Here is an 18,637-nt window from a genome sequence, read left to right as displayed (position 1 = left end):
TACTCTGTGATTCCTATACCGGTGAACGTGCCAGGGCGGCTCAGTCGCCGCCGCCCTGGCGACCCGGGCTCCCGGCGGTAAATCGCCGCTTCGCGGTGCCCTCGGCTTATTCCTTCCGGCTTGTCGGGTACGGGCGGAGGCAACGTCCATGTAAAGCCCGCCCTCTCGGCGCATCCCTGCGCCTCGCCCCGGCCTGCAGGAAACGCCTCAGCGATTTACAGCCGGACCAGGGCGTCGCTGCAAGCCGTTCATTTTTCTGAAGCAACATTCATCGCTTCGTGTAGAGAAATTACAGGGGGTTCGTCAGCTCCGTGGGAGAGGGCCGGGGTGAGGGCATCAGGCCTCACAAAACGAATCTAACCCAGCGCCTGAATCGCCTTCTCCAGCGCCTCGCGCAGCAGATGGCGGTCGTGGCGATACTTGATGTCTGAGGCCTCCAGCGGCTCCTGCACCACCAGGCGATCGCCGATACCGGATACATCCACCTTCGGCCCCACCACCACGCCGTCAATGATCTTCTTACCGACGTAATGCTCCATCAAATTGAGTTTATCCGACAGCGACAGGCTTGCGGCTGCCGGGCTCAGTTCACGCCCGAGGTTACCGATGTAAACCATTGGCGCCGGGGTGCGGCGCAGCGCCTGCGCCAGCTCTTTCACCAGCAGGATCGGCATCAGGCTGGTGTAAAAGCTGCCCGGGCCGATCAGAATTAAATCCGCATCGCCAATTGCTTCTACGGCTTCACGCGTCGCCGGCACGCTCGGGTAAGTCATCAGCTCTTTGGGCGGCAGCAGAAGCTGGTCAATATTCACCTCGCCGTAAACTTCATGCCCTTCGGCGTCGATGGCCATCAAGTCAACCGGTTGTTCAGACATGGGGATCAGAAATGCGTCCACTTTGAGCAGATTACGGATCAGATTGATGGCTTCGAGAGGCCTCACGCTCAGGTGATCCAGCGCCTTTAACATCAGATTTCCGAGGTTATGTCCGGAAAGTTCGCCATTACCGCCAAAACGGTACTCAAACATCGCCGACGCGACGCTCGGCTCGGTAATTAACTGGTTCAGGCAGTTGCGCATATCGCCCCAGGCAATGCCGCCTTCGGCACGTCTGATCCGCCCGGTTGAGCCGCCGTTGTCGGTGGTGGTCACTATCCCAGTCAGCCTTGAGCCGAGTGACGACAACGAGGACATGACGCGGCCCAGGCCGTGGCCTCCGCCAAGAGCGACCACTCGGTCAAGATCCGCAAAAGTGCGATTGCGCATACGTATTCCTTATCACGTTCGATCGCGTAACAGTAACCTAACTACCCCTAAAAGACGATGCCTCACCCGATGCAAAATGACGTATATCAATGTGAAAATGCGGTTTTTAGGTATTCTGTAGCGAAAATGGGCGAATGATTCGCTATATACGTAATTATATAGCGAAAAGCGACAATGGCGCTGTCCGAATTTCCGCGCTACTATCGCCCTAACCACGTTTTCAACATTGAAAACATACACTCTAGCCCTTGTGCCTGTGTCGAAAGATATGGCGCTCTGGCCGTGGCGAATTTGCCACCAGGGTACAGAAAGAAATGACTGTGCCTCCCGTATCTGGAAAGGTGTACATGGCTTCACAACTTACTGATGCTTTCGCGCGTAAGTTTTATTACTTACGTCTGTCGATTACCGATGTGTGCAATTTCCGTTGCACCTACTGCCTGCCTGACGGCTACAAACCGGGCAGCGTCACCAATAACGGCTTTCTCTCCGTGGATGAAGTGCGCCGCGTCACGCGCGCCTTCTCTGAGCTCGGCACCGAAAAAGTGCGCCTTACCGGCGGTGAACCCTCGCTGCGCCGCGATTTCCCCGACATCATTGCCTCCGTGCGTGAAAACGAACGTATCCGCCAGATTGCGGTGACCACCAACGGTTACCGTATGGCACGCGACGTAGCCACCTGGCGCGATGCGGGCTTAACCGCTATTAACGTCAGCGTGGACAGTCTGGACGCCCGCCAGTTTCACGCCATTACCGGCCAGGATAAATTCCAGCAGGTCATGGACGGTATCGATGCGGCATTTGCGGCCGGCTTCGAAAAAGTCAAAGTCAACACGGTGCTGATGCGTGATGTAAACCATCACCAGCTTGATACCTTCCTGGCGTGGATCAAAACCCGCCCCATTCAGCTGCGTTTTATTGAGCTGATGGAAACCGGCGAGGGCAGCGAGCTGTTTCGCCGCCATCACATCTCCGGCATGGTGCTGCGCGACGAACTGCTCAGGCGCGGCTGGATCCACCAGATCCGCCAACGCAGCGACGGTCCGGCACAGGTCTTCTGCCATCCTGATTATGAAGGCGAGATCGGGCTTATCATGCCTTACGAGAAAGACTTCTGTGCCAGCTGCAACCGCCTGCGCGTCTCTTCCGTGGGCAAACTCCATCTCTGCCTGTTCGGCGACGGCGGCGTGGACCTTCGCGATCTGCTGGAAGACGATGCGCAGCAGGACGCGCTTGAAGCGCGCATTTCTGAAGCACTGACGCATAAAAAACAGACCCACTTCCTGCATCAGGGCAATACCGGCATTACTCAGAACCTGTCTTACATCGGCGGGTAACCAGTCTTAAGAAGGAATCAGAAGATGAGTCAGGTCAGCGCAGAATTTATCCCGACACGCATTGCGATCCTTACCGTTTCCGACCGCCGTGGCGAAGAGGATGATACCTCCGGCCACTGGCTGCGCGAGGCGGCCCATGACGCGGGGCATAACATTGTTGATAAAGCGATCGTGAAAGAAAACCGCTACGCCATTCGCGCGCAGGTCTCGCAGTGGATCGCCAGTGATGAGGTGCAGGTGGTGCTGATCACCGGCGGCACCGGCTTTACCGCGGGCGATCAGGCGCCTGAAGCGCTGCTCCCGCTGTTCGACCGCGAGGTGGAAGGCTTCGGCGAGGTGTTCCGCATGCTCTCCTTTGAAGAGATTGGTACCTCCACGCTGCAGTCGCGCGCCGTTGCCGGGGTGGCGAACAAAACCCTGATTTTCGCCATGCCGGGCTCGACGAAAGCCTGCCGCACCGCGTGGGAAAACATCATCGCCCCGCAGCTGGATGCCCGTACCCGTCCGTGTAATTTCCATCCCCATTTAAAGAAATAAGCTATGTCACAACTGACCCACATTAACGCCGCTGGCGAAGCACATATGGTTGACGTCTCCGCCAAAGCGGAAACGGTGCGCGAGGCGCGCGCCGAAGCGTTCGTCACCATGCTGCCGGAAACGCTGGCGATGATTATCGACGGCAGCCATCACAAGGGTGATGTCTTTGCGACCGCGCGCATCGCGGGTATTCAGGCCGCCAAGCGCACCTGGGATCTCATCCCGCTGTGCCATCCGCTGATGCTGAGCAAGGTGGAGGTGAACCTGCAGGCCCAGCCGGAGCACAATCGCGTGCGGATTGAATCGCTGTGCCGCTTAACCGGCAAAACCGGCGTGGAGATGGAGGCATTGACGGCGGCCTCCGTTGCCGCGCTGACCATCTACGACATGTGCAAAGCGGTGCAGAAAGATATGGTGATTGGCCCGGTTCGCCTGCTGGCAAAAAGCGGTGGCAAATCCGGTGATTTTAAGGTGGACAGCCATGATTAAGGTGCTCTTTTTTGCGCAGGTGCGCGAGCTGGTAAATACCGACAGCCTGACGCTGGATGCCTCTTTTGAAAACGTTGCGGCTCTACGCGCGCATCTGGCGGCACAAAGCGACCGCTGGACGCTGGCGCTGGATGAAGGCAAGCTGCTGGCCGCCGTTAACCAGACGCTGGTGGAGCTTACCCATCCGCTGAAGGCCGGGGATGAAGTGGCCTTCTTCCCGCCGGTAACGGGGGGCTAAGATGGCTGAAACCCGCATTCTGGTGAGCCCCGGGCGTTTTAACGTGGGGACCGAATACAGCTGGCTGGCGGAACGCGATGAAGACGGCGCGGTCGTGACCTTTACCGGCAAGGTGCGCAACCACAACCTTGGTGACAGCGTGAAGGCGCTGACGCTGGAGCATTATCCCGGCATGACGGAAAAATCGCTGGCGGAGATTGTGGACGAGGCGCGGGGCCGCTGGCCGCTCGGGCGCGTCACGGTGATTCACCGCATCGGTGAGATGTGGCCCGGCGAGGAGATTGTCTTTGTCGGGGTGACCAGCGCCCATCGCGGCAGCGCGTTTGCGGCAGGGGAGTTCATTATGGATTACCTCAAAACCAAAGCCCCGTTCTGGAAGCGCGAAGCCACGCCGGAGGGCGATCGCTGGGTAGAATCTCGCGACAGCGATAAGCAGGCCGCCAGCCGTTGGTAGTCGGTTTACGTGGATGTGTTACTCTTAACGAGTGTGTCTACTTAATCTTAATCAGGAGTGAATCATGGACCGATTTCCGCGTTCCGATTCAATAGTACAGCAGACCCGTAGCGGCCTGCAGACGTATATGGCTCAGGTGTACGGCTGGATGACGGTTGGCCTGCTACTTACCGCGTTTATCGCGTGGTATGCGGCGAACACGCCGGAGCTGATGATGTTTATCTTCTCCAGCAAAATCACCTTCTTTGGGCTGATTATCGCGCAACTGGCGCTGGTGTTTGTGCTTTCGGGTCTGGTGCACAAGCTGAGTGCCGGCATGGCAACGACCCTGTTTATGCTCTATTCGGCGCTAACGGGGCTGACGCTTTCCAGCATCTTTATCGTTTACACCTACTCATCCATCGCCAGCACCTTCGTGGTCACCGGCGGGATGTTCGGTGCGATGAGCCTGTACGGTTACACCACGAAGCGCGATCTGAGCGGTTTCGGCAGCATGCTGTTTATGGGGCTGATTGGGATTGTGCTGGCGTCACTGGTGAACCTGTGGCTGAAGAGCGAAGCGCTGATGTGGGCCGTGACCTACATCGGGGTGGTGATCTTCGTTGGATTGACGGCGTATGACACGCAGAAGCTGAAAAACATCGGCGAGCAGATCGACGTGCGCGACAGTTCAAACCTGCGCAAATATTCGATTCTGGGCGCGCTGACGCTCTATCTGGACTTCATCAACCTGTTCCTGATGCTGCTGCGAATTCTTGGCAACCGTCGTTAAGATTGCTTTGCCGGGTGGCGGTTTCGCCTTACCCGGCCTACGAAGTGCGAACCGTAGGTCGGGTAAGGCGAAGCCGCCACCCGACTTATTCACTTCGCTAGCATCCTCTCATTCTTCGCCCGCAGCTTTTTCGCCCGACTTTCCAGCACCAGATAGCAGATTGTTGCCAGCGCCAGCGGCAGGAAGTAATACAGCATGCGGTACGCCAGCAGGGCGGCGATAATCGTTCCCTGAGAAACATGCTCCCCGGCCAGCAGGGCAATAAACACCGCCTCCAGCACGCCGATCCCCGCCGGAATATGCACAATCACCCCGGCAATACTGCTCACCAGCAGCACGCCCAGCACGAAGAAGTAGTTTACATCCTCGCCGATCAGCAGCCAGATGATGGCTCCCATCGCCATCCAGTTGGCGCTGGAAACCGCCATCTGCAGCACCGCAAACTTCCACGAGGGCAGGACCAGCTTTTGCCCTTTAATGGTCATATGACGGCGTCTGGCAAAGGCGCAGGCCCACAGATAAACGGCGATAATCAGCAGCAGTACGATGCCCAGAATGCGCAGCGTAGCCTCATCGATATACCAGTGCGCGGGCAACTGCACCACGCCGATGGTGAAGATCACCCCGCCGAGCAGAATATAGCCTAGCCAGTTCGTGGTAATGCTCAGGGAAAAAATGCGGGTGATGGTTCCGCCCGGCAGGCCGAGCCGCGAGTAGAGGCGATAGCGCATGCCAATGCCCCCGACCCAGGTGCTCAGCGTCAGGTTAAAGGCGTAGCAGATAAACGACACCAGCATCACCTGACGTTTGGCCAGCTTGTGGCCGCAGTAGGCCCGACCCAGCAGGTCATAGCAGCCGTACATCAGGTAGCTCACGATAACCAGCCCCGTCGCGCCCAGCAGCACCATCCGGTTATAGTTGCGGATAACCTTCCACACCTCTTCCCAGTCCACTTTCTGCGCGTAGACCACCAGCAGCACCGCGACGGCAATAAAGAATACCCAGGTGAGGATCTTTTTTGCCAGACGCCAGCGTGGATGCGATTTCGACATCAGGGTTTGCCTCCATCTTCCGCTTCTATGCGGTCCTGGGTTTCCATTTCGGGTTGTACCGGCGGGTCCACCTGCGCCAGCTTCGGCGTATGCGCCGGCAGCCAGCCGACCATCGCCGGGAAATGCCGCAGAAAGTGGAACACCACCACGCTGATGCCCAGGTTCCACCAGGTGCGTTTGGGAACCATGGACTCATCCACGCGCACGCAGTCGTTAACGATCAACGCCTGCAGGTTATCCCGCAGGGTCTGGTTAAACTGGCGGTCGTGAATGATCAGGTTGGCTTCAAGATTCAGCGACAGGCTCAGCGGATCGAGGTTGCTGGAGCCCACGGTGGCCCAGTGATCGTCCATCAGCGCGACTTTGCCGTGCAGCGGTCGACGGCGGTATTCGTAGATCTGGACGCCGCCCTTCACCAGGTAGTTATACAGCAGCCGCGCCCCGACTTTGACGATCGGCATATCCGGCTCACCCTGCACGATCAGCTTCACGCGCACACCGCGTCTTGCAGCATTGCGCATGGCATGCAGCAGGCGATAGCCCGGGAAGAAGTAGGCGTTGGCGATGATCACTTCGCGCTTGGCGTTGGCCAGCATTTTAAGATAGTGGCGTTCAATGTCATCCCGGTGCTCGCCGTTGTCGCGCCAGACGAAAAGCGCCTGCGCTTCACCGGGCTTCCGGTTCTCTTCCGGGCGATGGCGGCGTCGCCACCAGCGGCGAACGGCCTCTTTCCCCGGCAGGTTCTCCAGCTCAAACAGCAAGATGTCCTGCACCACCGGGCCTTCAATGCGAATGGCGTAATCCTGCTTCGCTTCCGGGCCGTAGTCGGACATATGCTCAGCGGAGTAGTTAATGCCGCCGACAAACGCCACCGTCTCATCCACCACCACAATTTTGCGGTGCATCCGGCGGAAAAGGTTGGTACGCATGCCGAACAGGCGAGGGCCGGGATCGTAGTAGCGGAACACCACCCCCGCGGCGGTAAGTTCATTGACGAACGCATCGCTGAGATCCGGCGAGCCGTAGCCATCCAGCAGCACTTCAATTTTGACGCCGCGCTGTGCGGCGCGCAGCAGCACGCTGTGCAGCTGCTTGCCGACGTTGTCTTCGAACCAGATAAAGGTTTCGAGGATCACCTTCTGCTGGGCGTGATCAATCGCCTTAAACACGGCCGGGTAATACTCGTCCCCGTTGACCAGCAGCGTGATCCGGTTGCCTTCCTGCCAGGAACATTTCATAGGTGGATCTCCGCGCTGAGCGGGGCATGGTCGGAAAGATGCCGCCAGTTAAGGAGCGCCAGGGCGGTCGGGCTGCTGGCATGGGCATTTTTTACGTAGATGCGGTCAAGCCGCAGCAGCGGGAAACGGACCGGAAACGTGCGCGCAGGCCTGCCGTTCGCCCGGGTGAAAATTTCCTCCAGTCCGGCCTCCACCTTCAGGGGGTGGTTTGCCCGCTGGCGCCAGTCGTTGAAATCGCCTGCCACGACAACAGGTTCACCGTCAGGCAGCGCGTTGGCCCATTCGGCCAGCATTTTCAGCTGCGCCTGACGATGGGCTTCGCGCAGGCCCAGGTGAACGCAGCCGACGTGGATGGGCAGCTCAAGGTCGGGCGGGGTAATGCGGCAGTAAAGCAGGCCGCGTTTTTCGCTCTCCCCGACGGAAACGTCGCGGTTCTCGTAATGTTCAATGGGGTAGCGGGACAGCACCGCGTTGCCGTGATGCCCTTCCGGATAGACCGCGTTGCGGCCGTAGGCATAATCACTCCACATGGTGTCGGCCAGAAATTCATAGTGCGGCGTGTCGGGCCAGTTCTCAAAGTGAAGCGGATGCACTTCGTGTGCGCCCATCACCTCCTGCAGGCAGACAATATCCGCGCTGACGGTGCGCACCGCGTCGCGCAGCTCCGGTAAAATGAAGCGGCGGTTAAATGCTGTGAAGCCTTTATGAATGTTTATCGTCAGCACTTTAAGCGAGAAATGCTGCATTTTTTTCGTCATAAGCTCCTTCCTGAGTGACTATCCCAATGAAAATAAAGTGTAGTCGGCGTCACAAAAAGATGCGGCGTTACGGAATTTTCCGTAAAGTGCGGTAGTCTGATTAAGCAGAGAAAAATCCTTCAGGAGAGAAGCCATGAAGTGGCAACAACGTGTTCGTGTCGCAACTGGCCTGAGTTGCTGGCAGATAATGTTGCATTTACTGGTCGTGGCCGTACTGGTGATGGGCTGGATGAGCGGCACGCTGGTGCGTGTTGGCCTGGGGCTATGCGTCCTTTACGGCGTCACCGTGCTGTCGATGCTGTTCTTACAGCGCCACCATGAAGCGCGCTGGCGTGAGGTGGGTGATGTGCTCGAAGAGCTCACCACCACCTGGTACTTTGGTGCCGCGATGATTGTCCTGTGGCTGTTGTCACGCGTCCTGCAGAACAACCTGCTGCTGGCCCTGGCGGGTCTGGCTATCCTCGCAGGGCCTGCGGTGGTCTCGTTGCTGACCAAAGAGAAAAAGCTACGCGATGTTGCGTCTAAACATCGCATAGGCCACTGAGCCCGTCGTGGCCGCGATGACCAGTAGCGGCCACAAACTTCCCCAGACAATATCCAGACTCGCATCCTTCAGATAGATCTGCTTGGTGATATCCGTAAAGTGTCGTATCGGATTTATCCACGTCAGATCCTGGAGCCACACCGGCATATTCTCGACGGGTGAGACGTACCCCGAGAGCAGGATCGCGGGCATCATAAAGACGAATACCCCGATAAACGCCTGCTGCTGCGTCGAGCAGAGTGCGGAAATCAGCAGCCCAAACCCCACCAGCGACAGCCCGTAAATCACCATCGTGAAATAAAACAGCGCCAGCGATCCGGCGAACGGGATCTGGTAGGCCCAAATTCCCACCCCCAGCACGATGGTGGCCTGGAAGGTCGCGACAATCAGCGCCGGCACCGCTTTGCCGACGAAAATTTGCCAGGTGGCGAGCGGGGAGACCAGTAGTTGATCCAGCGTGCCCTGTTCGCGCTCGCGGGCGACTGAGAGGGAGGTGACGATCATCACCCCGATGGTGGTGATCATGGCGATCAGCGACGGCACCACAAACCACTTGTAGTCCAGATTCGGGTTATACCAGTTGCGCACCACCAGTTCGCTGTTGTTGGGCTTCGGTTTGCCGTCCATCAGCTCCTGCTGGTAATCCTTCACGACCTGCTGCAGATAGTTGGCCGCGATCTGGGCGCTGTTGGAGTTGCGTCCGTCGAGGATCAACTGCAGCGGCGCGGTCTGGAAGGTATCCAGATTGCGGGAGAAATCCGCCGGGAACCGCACCAGCAGCAGCGCTTTTTGCGTGTCGATGGTAGGCTGGATCTCCTGCGGGCTTTTCAGCAGCAGAATGTGGGTAAAGGCTTTCGCGCGGGCAAAACGCTGCGTCAGTTCAACAGCGTGTTTGCCGTTGTCTTCGTTGTAAATGGCGATGGTGGCGTTGGTCACCTCCAGCGTGGCGGCAAACGGGAACAGTAAAACCTGGATCAGCACCGGCAACACCAGAATGGCGCGGGTTTGCGGCTCGCGCAGCAGGGATTGCAGCTCTTTGCGTATTAATGTCCATAAACGGTGAAACATGCGCGCTCCTTAATCTAACCGCCGTTTGGTTTTCATCCACGTTAACCCGATAAACATCGCCGCAGACGCCAGTAAAAACAGCGTGTTGACGATCAGCACCACCGGAATGTTCCCTGCCAGGAACAGGCTCTGCAGCGTGCTCACAAAGTAGCGCGCCGGAATCACGTAAGTCACGGCGCGGATCACGGCAGGCATGCTGTCTATCTGGAAGATAAAGCCGGACAGCATAATCGACGGCAAAAAGGCGGCGTTGAGGGCCACCTGGGCCGCGTTAAACTGGTTGCGGGTGATGGTGGAGATGAGCAGCCCCATCCCCAGCGTGCTGAGTAAAAACAGGCTGGTGATAAAGAACAGCACCACCAGCGAGCCGCGATACGGCACGCCGAGGATAAAGACGGACACCAGCATACAGAGCAGCATCGCCAGCATGCCGAGGAAGTAGTAGGGAATAAGCTTGCACAGCAGCAGCTCGACGCGCGTCACTTCGGTTGAAAGCAGCGCCTCCATGGTGCCGCGCTCCCACTCGCGGGCGATCACCAGCGAGGTCAGAATCGCGCCAATGACCGTCATGATAATCGTCACCGCGCCCGGAATAATAAAGTGCTGGCTGATGGCGGCGGGGTTAAACCAGTAACGCGTCTGCACGTCGATCAGCGGTTTAAATTCTTCACCCCGATCTTCCGCCCGCTGCATCTGCCAGAGCTGCCAGATCCCCTCCGCGTAGCCCTGCACGAAGTTCGCGGTGTTCGGCTCGCTGCCGTCGGTGATCACCTGGATCGGCGCATCGGTATTCGCCCGCGCCATATTGGCGGCAAAATCCACCGGAATGACGATCAGACCGCGAATCTTCCCGGCCTGCATCTTCTGGATCAGCTCCTGACGATTGTCGCTGATGGTGGCGTCAATGTAGGGCGAACCGGTCATGGCGTGGGTGAAGTCCAGCGCCTCCTCGCTCTGCTGCTCCAGCAAAATCCCGACCCGCAGCTTGCTGGAGTCCAGATTAATGCCGTAGCCAAAGATAAACAGCAGCAGCAGGGGGATCACCACCGCAATCAGCCAGCTGCTGGGGTCACGCACGATCTGCCGCGTCTCTTTTATGCACAACGCGCGCACCCGGCGCCAGGAAATGGCGTTACTGCGCATGGGCATTCTCCTTATCCCAGTCGTGGATGAGGGTGATAAACGCCTGCTCCATGGTCGGGTCCGGGACCTCATCGTCGGCGGCCTGGTTTTTCAGGTCGTCCGGTGTACCGTGGGCAATCAGCTTGCCGCGATACACCAGCCCGATGCGGTCGCAGTACTCCGCCTCGTCCATGAAGTGGGTGGTCACCATCACGGTCACCCCTTTTTCCACCATGCTGTTGATATGCAGCCAGAACTCGCGGCGGGTGAGGGGATCAACGCCGGAGGTCGGCTCATCCAGAAACAGAATATCCGGCTCGTGCATCAGCGAGCAGGCCAGCGCCAGCCGCTGCTTAAAGCCGAGCGGCAGTTCGTCGGTGGCGTGAGAAGCAATCGTCGTTAACCCGAAGGCGTCGCTCATGCGGCGGATCTTCTCGTTCTGCGCCCGTCCGCGCAGGCCATACACGCCAGAGAAAAAGCGCAGATTCTGCTCGACCGTCAGGTTGCCATACAGCGAGAACTTCTGCGCCATATAGCCCAGATGCTGGCGCGCCTTGCCGGAGCTGACCTTCAGATCCATATCCAGCACCAGCGCTTTGCCGGACGTCGGCACCAGCAGGCCACACATCATCTTAAAGGTGGTCGATTTTCCCGCGCCGTTCGGTCCTAGCAGGCCAAAAATCTCGCCGCGTTTTACCGCGAAATTGACGTTATCGGTGGCGGCGAAATCCCCGAACTTTTTGGTGAGGGATTTGGCTTCGATCACCGTTTCGCCCGGCGTGCCGTCCACCGTGTGCAGAATTGCGCCAAGCGGAGACTCGGACGTCCCCGCGCCGCCCAGCAGGTCGATAAACGCATCTTCGAAGCGCGGCGCCGTCTCTTCCATGTCGATCTCAGGCATGCCGGGCGCCTGGCGAATATCGTCGACGGTGGCCTCTTTTTTGAGGATCACCCGCACCGAGCGGCCCTGAATCATTCCGTCGCTGACCTGCGGCAGCTTGAGCACCCGCTGCAGCAGCGAGCGGTTGGACGCCTGCGGGCTGTGCAGCAGGAAGCTGCGCCCGGCCATGCTCTGCGTCAGTGTCGTCGGCTCGCCCTGATAAAGCAGTTCGCCTTCGTTCATCAGCAGCACGTCCCGGCACTGTTCCGCTTCATCGAGGTAGGAGGTGCTCCAGAGGATCAGCATCCCGTCGCCCGCCAGCTCGTGCACCATCTGCCACAGCTCGCGGCGCGATATCGGGTCGACGCCCACGCCGGGCTCGTCCAGCAGCAGCACTTTTGGCTCACCCACCAGTGTGCAGGCCAGCCCCAGCTTCTGCTTCATCCCACCAGAAAGCTTGCCCGCCAGCCGGTCGGTGAACGGGCCGAGGGAGGTAAATTCCAGCAGGCGGGCGAAGGTCTTCTGTCGGGCTTCGCCGGTGACGCTGCGCAGGTCGGCGTACAGGTTCAGGTTTTCCATCACCGTCAGGTCTTCATACAGGCCAAACTTCTGCGGCATATAGCCGAGCATGGCGTGGAGCGCGCCATCGTCTTTTATCGGATCAAGCCCAAGCACGCTGGCCGAGCCTTCATCCGGCTTCAGCAACCCCGCCAGCATGCGCATCAGCGTGGTCTTTCCCGCACCGTCCGGGCCGACCAGGCCGGTGACATAGCCTTTCTGGATGGTGCAGTTCAGCGGCGCGACTGCCGGTTTGTCCATCCCTGCGAAACGTTTGACCAGATTGTTGAGCTGAATAACCGCATCATTCATGTCGTTCCCCGCTGTTCAATTTTACGGTGACGGGCATGCCCTGGCGCAGGGCATCATCCGCATCAGTCACGATGATGCGCAGGCGATACACCAGGTCGGTACGCAGGTCCGGCGTTTCTACTGTTTTCGGCGTGAATTCGGCGGTAGGGGAGACAAAGCCCACCTTGCCGTGATACGGCTTGTCCGGGCGACCGTCGGTATAGAGCAACAGCTCGCGGCCCGGCTGCATCTGGCCGAGATTAGGCTCATCAATGTAGGCACGTACCCAGACCGGGCGGGTCAGGGAGAGGGTTAACACGGTACTGCCCGCGCTGAGCATGCTGCCCGGCTCCACGGCGCGGGTCATCAGCGTGCCGTCAGACGGTGCGATGAGCGTGGTGTCGTGCAGATCCAGCTCCGCCTGGGCCAGTTGCGCCTGCGCCTGTTCAAGGCTGGCTTTCGCCTGGGCGATATCCTGCGGGCGGTTACCGGTGTGGTACTGGCTTAATTTATCCTGCGCGGATTTCAGCGTTGCCTGCGCCTGGTCGCGGGAGGAGCGCGCATTTTCCAGGTCATTCGCGGAAATGGTTCGGCTTTTCCACAGCCCCTGCTGGCGAGCGTAGAAGTTCTGCGCGTAGTCATAGGCCGCCTGCGCCTGTTTGACGGCCGCTGCGGCCTGAGCGATCTCTTCGTCGCGATAGCCGGCCAGCATCAGGTCATACTGCGCCTGCGCAACGGAGACGCCCGCTTTGGCCTGCAGTAGCGCATTTTCATAGGGCGCTTTGTCCAGCATTCCCAGCGTCTGCCCGGTTTTAATGGCATCGCCTTCGTCAACGCTCAGCGAGGCGAGACGGCCGCCGACGCGGAAGCTCATGTTCACCGTGCGAATATCCACGTTACCGTACAGCGTCAGGCCTTTATCCTGATGGCTCTGGTACCACAGCCATCCACCGACGCCCGCGGCAAGCAAAACAACAACCACCAGAATGATGGCGACAGGTTTTTTCATGACTTCAGGCTCCTTTGCGTTAAGCCTTGCAGGATCAGATCGAGATGACAGGCGATCACCTCACCGATCTGCGCGGCTTTATCCTCATCAAATTGTGTCCAGCCGGTGCGTAACAGGATGGTTTCCCGGCCCAGACGGAAGGCAAGGATTTCACCCAGCAGGGCGTGGGTATGCAAAATTGTCGCGGTATCGTTGGCATCCCGCCCGGTATAGGCGGCGATCAGCCGGGTCAGGTGGGTATGCATCGGGGCAATGACCCGATCGTGTACCCGCTGATAGGCGGCAGTGGGGGAGAGCTGCTCGCGGGAGATAAACTTGCTCAGGTTGAGCGTATCGTCGTGGGTCAGCACGCGGATCATGTTGTGGCAGGCATTGAGGATCAGCTGGCGGATGGCCTCGCGATCGGGCGACGGCTGGCTGAGCAGCGCGGTGGCCTCCTCGACGTGCGGGTGAAACTGCGTGCCGATAAAATCGGCAATCCACTCGGCGCAGGCGAGATATAAATCCTCTTTTGAGCCAAAATAGTAGGTAATCGCCGCAATGTTTTGCCCGGCTAGCGCGGCGATATCGCGCGTGGTCGCATGCAGCCCATACTCACCAAACTGCGCCAGCGCGGCGGCAATAAGCTGGTTTTTGGCCTGTTCACCTTTGGTTGTTGTGGGTGTTGTATTCATGGCGGCATTAAAAATTAATCAATCGATTGATTAAGATTATGCCTGATTCACGCTTACGTCGAGGGAACGCGGAGGGATATTTTATGCGCCACGTCACAAAAGCTGCTACACTCCGCCCCTTCGCGACATTGTGGTTTTTGTCCTCCTAATTGTTATATCTCCCTGAAAACTACACCTGTGATGGTCGGGGCGGTTCGGAGTTTTTATGTCTTTTGATTCCCTTGGCCTGAACCCGGAAATTCTGCGCGCGATCGCAGAGCAGGGCTACGTTGAGCCAACCCCAATCCAGCAGCAGGCTATTCCTGCCGTTCTTCAGGGCCGTGACCTGATGGCCAGCGCCCAGACCGGCACCGGTAAAACCGCGGGCTTTACGCTGCCGCTGTTAGAGCTGCTGGTAAAAAACCAGCCGCACGCCAAAGGCCGTCGTCCGGTTCGTGCGCTGATCCTCACCCCAACCCGCGAACTGGCCGCGCAGATTGGCGAGAACGTGCGTGACTATAGCCGCTATCTCAACATTCGCTCGCTGGTGGTGTTCGGCGGTGTCAGCATCAACCCGCAGATGATGAAGCTGCGCGGCGGCGTGGACGTGCTGGTGGCAACGCCGGGCCGTCTGCTGGATCTGGAACACCAGAACGCGGTGAAGCTGGATAACATCGAAATTCTGGTGCTGGACGAAGCCGACCGCATGCTCGACATGGGCTTTATTCACGATATTCGCCGCGTGCTGGCCAAGCTGCCACCGCGTCGTCAGAATCTGCTCTTCTCCGCGACCTTCTCCGACGAGATCAAGGCGCTGGCGGAAAAGCTGCTGCATAACCCGCTGGAAGTGGAAGTGGCGCGCCGCAACACCGCTTCTGAGCAGGTGACGCAGCACGTTCACTTTGTGGATAAAAAGCGCAAGCGCGAACTGCTCTCCCAGATGATCGGCCAGGGTAACTGGCAGCAGGTGCTGGTCTTTACCCGCACCAAGCACGGCGCGAACCACCTGGCGGAACAGCTGAATAAAGACGGCATCCGCAGCGCGGCGATCCACGGCAACAAGAGCCAGGGCGCGCGTACCCGTGCGCTGGCGGACTTCAAATCTGGCGACATCCGCGTGCTGGTGGCAACCGACATTGCTGCCCGTGGCCTCGATATTGAAGAGCTGCCGCACGTGGTGAACTACGAGCTGCCAAACGTGCCGGAAGACTACGTGCACCGTATCGGCCGTACCGGTCGTGCGGCGGCAACCGGTGAAGCGCTCTCTCTGGTTTGCGTGGACGAGCACAAGCTGCTGCGCGATATCGAACGTCTGCTGAAGAAAGAGATCCCGCGTATCGAAACCCCGGGGTATGAAGTGGATCCGTCGATCAAAGCCGAGCCGATTCAGAACGGTCGCCAGGGCGGTCGCGGTCAGGGCGGCGGTGGTCGCGGTCAGCAGCCGCGCCGTGCCGAAGGCGGCGCGCCGAAGTCAGCGGGCAAACCGCCGCGTCGTAGCAACGACAGCAAACCGGCCGGTGACAATCCGTGGCGCAGCGGCGAAGGCAAGCCGGCAGGAGAAGGGCAGCGCCGACGCCGCCCGCGCAAGCCTGCTAACCCGCAGTAATCTGGAAGCCCGGTCGTAAAGCCGGGCTTTTCTTTTTGCGGCTGCGAAGAGAAAGTGCCACAATAGTGGCTGTTTATACAGTATTTCAGGTTTTCCGATGGCTTTAACCGCTGCGCTCAAGGCGCAAATTGGCGCATGGTATAAGGCGCTACAACAGCAGATCCCCGACTTTATCCCCCGAGCGCCGCAGCGGCAGATGATTGCTGACGTGGCCAAAACGCTCGCCGGGGACGACGGGCGACATCTGGCGATTGAAGCCCCAACCGGCGTCGGGAAAACCTTGTCGTATCTCATTCCCGGCATCGCGATTGCGCGGGAAGAGGACAAAACGCTGGTGGTCAGCACCGCCAACGTGGCGCTGCAGGATCAGATCTTCAGCAAAGATTTACCGCTGCTGCGCAAAATCATCCCCGACCTGCGGTTTACGGCCGCCTTTGGTCGCGGTCGCTACGTCTGTCCGCGTAACCTGGCAGGGCTTGCCAGCAGCGAGGCGTCGCAGCAGGATCTGCTGGCGTTCCTCGACGACGATCTCACGCCAAACAACAAAGCCGAGCAGGAGCTCTGCGCAACGCTGAAAGGCGATCTCGATGGCTATAAATGGGACGGCCTGCGCGATCACACCGATAAAGCCATCAGCGACGATTTGTGGCGCAGGCTCAGCACGGACAAAGCCAGCTGTCTGAACCGCAACTGTCACTACTATCGCGAATGCCCGTTTTTTGTCGCCCGGCGTGAAATTCAGGAAGCGGAGGTGGTTGTGGCTAACCACGCCCTGGTGATGGCGGCGCTGGAGAGCGAAGCGGTGCTGCCGGAGCCGAAAAACCTGCTGCTGGTGCTTGACGAAGGCCACCATCTGCCCGACGTGGCGCGCGACGCGCTGGAGATGAGCGCAGAAATTACCGCCCCCTGGTTCCGCCTGCAGCTGGATCTCTTCTGCAAGCTTGTCGCCACCTGCATGGAGCAGTTCCGGCCGAAAACCACGCCGCCGCTGGCGGTGCCGGAGCGTCTGAGCGACCACTGCGAAGAGGTTTACAGCCTTATCTCGTCGCTGAACATCATCCTGAATCTTTATCTTCCCGCAACCCAGGAGGCGGAACACCGCTTTGCGATGGGCGAACTGCCGGACGAGGTGATGGAGATTTGCCAGCAGCTGGCTAAGCATCTCGAAAAGCTGCGCGGGCTGGCGGAGATGTTCTTAAACGATCTCAGCGAGAAAACCGGCTCGCACGACGTGGTTCGCCTGCACCGTATTCTTTTGCAAATGAACCGTGCGCTCGGCATGTTTGAAGCGCAGAGCAAGCTCTGGCGGCTGGCCTCGATGGCGCAGGCGTCGGGCGCGCCGGTCACCAAATGGGCCACCCGGGAGGTGCGCGACGGGCAGGTCCATCTGTTTTTCCACTGCGTGGGCATCCGCGTGGCCGATCAGCTGGAAAAGCTCATCTGGCGCAGCGTGCCGCACGTGGTAGTCACCTCTGCCACGCTGCGCTCCCTGAACAGTTTTTCGCGTTTGCAGGAAATGAGCGGGCTTAAAGAGAAAGCGGGCGATCGTTTTGTCGCGCTGGACTCGCCGTTTAACCACTGCGAGCAGGGGAAGCTGGTGATCCCGCGGATGAAATTCGAGCCGCTTATCGACAACGAAGAGCAGCACATTGCGGAAATGGCGGCCTACTTCCGCGAACAGGTTGAGAGCAGAAAATACCCCGGCATGCTGGTGCTGTTTGCCAGCGGGCGCGCGATGCAGCGCTTCCTGGAGCACGTCACCGATCTGCGTTTATTACTGCTGGTCCAGGGCGATCAGCCGCGCTACCGGCTGGTGGAAACGCACCGCAAACGTATCGATAACGGCGAGCGCAGCGTGCTGGTGGGATTACAGTCCTTCGCGGAAGGTCTGGATTTGAAGGGCGATTACCTGACGCAGGTGCATATTCATAAAATTGCCTTCCCGCCCATCGACAGCCCGGTCGTCATCACCGAAGGCGAGTGGTTGAAAAGCCTCAATCGCTATCCCTTTGAGGTGCAAAGCTTACCTGCGGCGTCGTTTAACCTCATTCAGCAGGTCGGGCGTCTGATCCGTAGCCACGGCTGCTGGGGGGAGGTGGTGATTTATGACAAACGTCTGCTGACCAAAAATTACGGCCAACGTTTGTTAAACGCGCTGCCGATCTTTCCGATTGAACAGCCAGAAGTGCCCGAGGTAAAAAAACGCCCGGCAACACTGACCGCCGGGCGCAGGAAAAGCATCCGTGCTAAGGGGCGCGGTCCTACTGGTAAGTGAAGGTCACCTGCACCACGCTGCTGAACGTCCCCGCGCTCACCGGCATCGAGGTGGCGTAGTAGCGTGCGGCGAGAGGGAAGGTGGCCGTGTGATCGTTTTGATTAATCAGCGCGTTAAAGCTCGCCTGCGGGGCGATGAGGATATTGTCCTGCCGGTCCGCCAGCTCAAGCGCCAGCCCTTTTGCGCTGCCGATGTTGGCAAATTTTGTCGGGTGCAGGCTGTCTGCCTGGCCATAGAAAAAGGCCGTTGCCAGCGTCAGCGTTTTGGGACAATGCGAGACGTTCAGCGAAAATTCTTTCCATTCGCCCGTATCCCCCACGTCTTTAAAATTGCCGGACGCTGTCTGGCCGAGGTCGACGGTTAAGTTTTTGCTGGCGCTGTCGATCACGCAGGTATTGGCATAGATATTCCCGACCATCTGAACCTGGATATCATCCGCCCAGGCCTGCGTCATCAGGGCCATCCCAATGAAAAGCAGAATTTTTTTCATC

The 18,637-nt window shown here is 58.9% G+C and carries 19 protein-coding genes and 1 riboswitch; of the genes, 9 read left to right on the top strand and 10 right to left on the bottom strand.

All coding sequences use genetic code 11. The features are described from left to right. Nucleotides 1–356 precede the first annotated feature (356 nt). Nucleotides 357–1,265 carry a uridine diphosphate-N-acetylglucosamine-binding protein YvcK gene (gene yvcK, locus ACMGGE_RS10250; RefSeq protein ID WP_045909485.1) on the bottom strand — a complete coding sequence of 303 codons (909 nt, stop codon included), beginning with the start codon at nucleotides 1,263–1,265 and terminating at the stop codon, nucleotides 357–359. A gap of 225 nt (nucleotides 1,266–1,490) precedes the next feature. Beyond that, nucleotides 1,491–1,625, top strand: a riboswitch (molybdenum cofactor riboswitch). Between yvcK and moaA the strand changes: the two genes are divergently transcribed. The 6 genes from moaA to ACMGGE_RS10220 all read left to right on the top strand — a co-directional run bounded on the left by moaA (nucleotide 1,613) and on the right by ACMGGE_RS10220 (nucleotide 5,092). Further along, nucleotides 1,613–2,602, top strand: a complete 990-nt coding sequence (gene moaA / locus ACMGGE_RS10245; protein WP_420293726.1) for a GTP 3',8-cyclase MoaA — start codon at nucleotides 1,613–1,615, stop codon at nucleotides 2,600–2,602. (Overlaps the previous riboswitch by 13 nt.) A 24-nt stretch (nucleotides 2,603–2,626) precedes the next feature. After that, complete coding sequence (gene moaB / locus ACMGGE_RS10240) at nucleotides 2,627–3,139, top strand: molybdenum cofactor biosynthesis protein B (protein ID WP_045403780.1); 513 nt, start codon at nucleotides 2,627–2,629, stop codon at nucleotides 3,137–3,139. 3 nt (nucleotides 3,140–3,142) lie between these two features. After that, nucleotides 3,143–3,628: a cyclic pyranopterin monophosphate synthase MoaC gene (gene moaC, locus ACMGGE_RS10235; RefSeq protein WP_008501142.1), complete on the top strand. Its 486-nt coding sequence runs from the start codon at nucleotides 3,143–3,145 to the stop codon at nucleotides 3,626–3,628. After that, nucleotides 3,621–3,866, top strand: coding sequence for a molybdopterin synthase sulfur carrier subunit (gene moaD / locus ACMGGE_RS10230; RefSeq protein WP_045909487.1), 246 nt, complete (start codon nucleotides 3,621–3,623; stop codon nucleotides 3,864–3,866). The genes moaC and moaD overlap by 8 nt, the downstream gene beginning before the upstream one ends. A 1-nt stretch (nucleotide 3,867) precedes the next feature. Then, complete coding sequence (moaE, locus tag ACMGGE_RS10225) at nucleotides 3,868–4,320, top strand: molybdopterin synthase catalytic subunit MoaE (RefSeq protein ID WP_045909488.1); 453 nt, start codon at nucleotides 3,868–3,870, stop codon at nucleotides 4,318–4,320. Nucleotides 4,321–4,384: 64 nt separating this feature from the next. Then, the gene (locus tag ACMGGE_RS10220; RefSeq protein ID WP_045909489.1) at nucleotides 4,385–5,092 is read left to right on the top strand and encodes a Bax inhibitor-1 family protein; all 708 of its coding nucleotides are present in this window, start codon (nucleotides 4,385–4,387) and stop codon (nucleotides 5,090–5,092) included. 89 nt (nucleotides 5,093–5,181) lie between these two features. Here ACMGGE_RS10220 and ACMGGE_RS10215 read toward each other — a convergent pair whose 3' ends face one another. Genes ACMGGE_RS10215 through ACMGGE_RS10205 form a run of 3 tightly spaced genes read right to left on the bottom strand, consistent with a single transcriptional unit; the run spans nucleotide 5,182 to nucleotide 8,140 of the window. Continuing rightward, nucleotides 5,182–6,144 carry a lysylphosphatidylglycerol synthase domain-containing protein gene (locus ACMGGE_RS10215; protein ID WP_063621219.1) on the bottom strand — a complete coding sequence of 321 codons (963 nt, stop codon included), beginning with the start codon at nucleotides 6,142–6,144 and terminating at the stop codon, nucleotides 5,182–5,184. After that, nucleotides 6,144–7,382: a cardiolipin synthase ClsB gene (clsB, locus tag ACMGGE_RS10210; protein WP_045909491.1), complete on the bottom strand. Its 1,239-nt coding sequence runs from the start codon at nucleotides 7,380–7,382 to the stop codon at nucleotides 6,144–6,146. Before clsB ends, ACMGGE_RS10215 begins: the two co-directional genes overlap by 1 nt. Next, on the bottom strand, nucleotides 7,379–8,140 hold the full coding sequence (locus ACMGGE_RS10205) for an endonuclease/exonuclease/phosphatase family protein (protein ID WP_048222143.1): 762 nt from the start codon (nucleotides 8,138–8,140) through the stop codon (nucleotides 7,379–7,381). Before ACMGGE_RS10205 ends, clsB begins: the two co-directional genes overlap by 4 nt. Nucleotides 8,141–8,273: 133 nt before the next feature. Here ACMGGE_RS10205 and ACMGGE_RS10200 point away from each other — a divergent pair, with 133 nt between their 5' ends. Continuing rightward, on the top strand, nucleotides 8,274–8,684 hold the full coding sequence (locus ACMGGE_RS10200; protein ID WP_045909493.1) for a YbhQ family protein: 411 nt from the start codon (nucleotides 8,274–8,276) through the stop codon (nucleotides 8,682–8,684). On the opposite strand, the gene ACMGGE_RS10195 is transcribed toward ACMGGE_RS10200, so the two are convergent. From ACMGGE_RS10195 to cecR, 5 genes are read right to left on the bottom strand one after another with little or no spacing between them, the layout of a single operon-like run. Next, entirely contained in the window at nucleotides 8,646–9,752 is a 1,107-nt protein-coding gene (locus tag ACMGGE_RS10195) for an ABC transporter permease (RefSeq protein ID WP_045909494.1), read from the bottom strand. The two genes, ACMGGE_RS10200 and ACMGGE_RS10195, sit on opposite strands and share 39 nt — an antisense overlap. A gap of 9 nt (nucleotides 9,753–9,761) precedes the next feature. Beyond that, on the bottom strand, nucleotides 9,762–10,895 hold the full coding sequence (locus ACMGGE_RS10190) for an ABC transporter permease (RefSeq protein WP_045909495.1): 1,134 nt from the start codon (nucleotides 10,893–10,895) through the stop codon (nucleotides 9,762–9,764). Then, nucleotides 10,885–12,624 carry an ATP-binding cassette domain-containing protein gene (locus ACMGGE_RS10185; protein ID WP_048222145.1) on the bottom strand — a complete coding sequence of 580 codons (1,740 nt, stop codon included), beginning with the start codon at nucleotides 12,622–12,624 and terminating at the stop codon, nucleotides 10,885–10,887. The genes ACMGGE_RS10190 and ACMGGE_RS10185 overlap by 11 nt, the downstream gene beginning before the upstream one ends. Further along, entirely contained in the window at nucleotides 12,617–13,612 is a 996-nt protein-coding gene (gene hlyD / locus ACMGGE_RS10180) for a secretion protein HlyD (protein WP_420293725.1), read from the bottom strand. Before hlyD ends, ACMGGE_RS10185 begins: the two co-directional genes overlap by 8 nt. Beyond that, complete coding sequence (gene cecR / locus ACMGGE_RS10175; RefSeq protein WP_045909498.1) at nucleotides 13,609–14,286, bottom strand: transcriptional regulator CecR; 678 nt, start codon at nucleotides 14,284–14,286, stop codon at nucleotides 13,609–13,611. The genes hlyD and cecR overlap by 4 nt, the downstream gene beginning before the upstream one ends. Before the next feature lie 205 nt (nucleotides 14,287–14,491). Between cecR and rhlE the strand changes: the two genes are divergently transcribed. Together rhlE and dinG are read left to right on the top strand one after the other, a co-directional pair. Beyond that, nucleotides 14,492–15,871: an ATP-dependent RNA helicase RhlE gene (gene rhlE, locus ACMGGE_RS10170; protein ID WP_045909499.1), complete on the top strand. Its 1,380-nt coding sequence runs from the start codon at nucleotides 14,492–14,494 to the stop codon at nucleotides 15,869–15,871. A 97-nt stretch (nucleotides 15,872–15,968) separates the two neighbouring features. Continuing rightward, nucleotides 15,969–18,146 carry an ATP-dependent DNA helicase DinG gene (dinG, locus tag ACMGGE_RS10165; RefSeq protein ID WP_420293724.1) on the top strand — a complete coding sequence of 726 codons (2,178 nt, stop codon included), beginning with the start codon at nucleotides 15,969–15,971 and terminating at the stop codon, nucleotides 18,144–18,146. On the opposite strand, the gene ACMGGE_RS10160 is transcribed toward dinG, so the two are convergent. Beyond that, nucleotides 18,133–18,636 (bottom strand): fimbrial protein, encoded by a 504-nt coding sequence (locus tag ACMGGE_RS10160; RefSeq protein ID WP_229226243.1) that lies wholly within the window; start codon nucleotides 18,634–18,636, stop codon nucleotides 18,133–18,135. The two genes, dinG and ACMGGE_RS10160, sit on opposite strands and share 14 nt — an antisense overlap. Between the last annotated feature and the right edge of the window lies 1 nt (nucleotide 18,637).

It is taken from the genome of Enterobacter sp. BNK-22 (genome assembly GCF_048684805.1).
GTDB classification, from domain to species: domain Bacteria; phylum Pseudomonadota; class Gammaproteobacteria; order Enterobacterales; family Enterobacteriaceae; genus Enterobacter; species Enterobacter quasiroggenkampii.
Note: the sequence above shows the minus strand (reverse complement) of the source record. Positions and strands in the feature narration are given on the sequence as shown.